General features: G+C 65.9%; 1 protein-coding gene. It reads left to right on the top strand.

All coding sequences use genetic code 11. The annotated features are described in order from the left end of the window. Positions 1–1,391: non-ribosomal peptide synthetase (locus NS4_RS31000; RefSeq protein WP_245665882.1), on the top strand; the 1,391-nt coding region annotated here is incomplete at both ends.

Here is a 1,391-nt window from a genome sequence, read left to right as displayed (position 1 = left end):
GAGGTTCTGTCCCGGACCGGTGGTGCGGCGGTGCCGGCTTCGACGTTGCCGGAGTTGCTGGCGGCGGCGGTGGCGGTGGATCCGTCGGCGCCGGCGGTGGTGTTCGAGGATCAGCGGCTGTCCTATGGCGAGTTGGACGAGCGGTCGAACCGGTTGGCGCAGGTGTTGATCGAGCGTTGCCTGGGTGCCGAGGATCTGGTGGCGGTGGCGGTGCCGCGGTCGGCGGATTCGGTGCTGGCGGAATGGGCGGTCACCAAGTCGGGTGCGGCGTTCCTGCCGATCGACCCGACCTATCCGGCGGATCGTATCGCGCATATGCTCACCGATTCCGGTGCGCCGGTGGGTATCACCGTGTCGTCGGTGCGGGCGGAGTTGCCCGACTCGGTGGACTGGCTGGTGCTCGACGAGTTGGCTTTGGACACGTATCCGGCCGATCCGATCACCGATGCCGACCGGGTGTGGCCGTTGACTCCGGCGAACACGGCCTATGTCATCTACACCTCCGGTTCCACGGGTCTGCCCAAGGGCGTTGTCGTGACCCATGCCGGTTTGGCGAATTTCAGTGCCGAACAGGTCGAGCGGTACAGGTTGACCCCGGATACTCGGGCGTTGGCGTTCGCCTCCCCGTCGTTCGACGCCTCGATTCTGGAGTTGTTGCTGGCGGTCGGTTCGGCCGGTGCGCTGGTGGTGGTGCCGACCGGTACCTACGGTGGTGCCGAGCTGGGTGAGTTGATCTCCCGTGAGGGTGTGACGGTTGGTTTGATCACGCCGTCGGTGCTGGGGTCGTTGGATCCGGCGGATCTGGCGGGGATGGAAGTGATCATCGCCGGTGGTGAGGCGATTTCGGCGGATCTGATGGCGAAGTGGTCGACCACGCCCGAAGGTGGGGTCGAGCGCAGGTTCCACAATGCCTATGGTCCGACCGAGGCGACGGTCGCCACGAATATCAGTGGTGTGCTGCGTGCCGGTGATCGGGTGACGATCGGTGGTCCGGTGCGGGGTATGCGCACCCTGGTGCTCGACGACCGTTTGAATCCGGTGCCCGAGGGTGTGGCCGGTGAGTTGTATGTCGGTGGTATCCAGCTGGCACGTGGCTACCACGCGCGGCCCGGTTTGACTGCCGAGCGGTTCGTCGCCGATCCGTTCGGTGAACCCGGTTCGCGGCTCTACCGCACGGGCGATGTGGTGCGGTGGCGTCGTGACGCCGCGGGTGACCCGGCCGTGGAGTATGTGGGCCGTAATGACTTCCAGGTCAAGGTTCGTGGTTTCCGTATCGAGCTCGGTGAGATCGACGCGGCGCTGACCGCGCACGAAACCGTCGATTTCGCCGTCACCACCGGATACAAGAATGCCGCGGGCGCGGTGTCTCTGGTGTCCTACGTGGTGGCGGC

The sequence above is a fragment of the Nocardia sienata NBRC 100364 genome, from assembly GCF_001613205.1.
Classification (GTDB): Bacteria; Actinomycetota; Actinomycetes; order Mycobacteriales; family Mycobacteriaceae; genus Nocardia; species Nocardia sienata.
The sequence above is the reverse complement of the archived record's forward strand: the minus strand, read 5'-3'. Positions and strand labels throughout refer to the sequence as shown.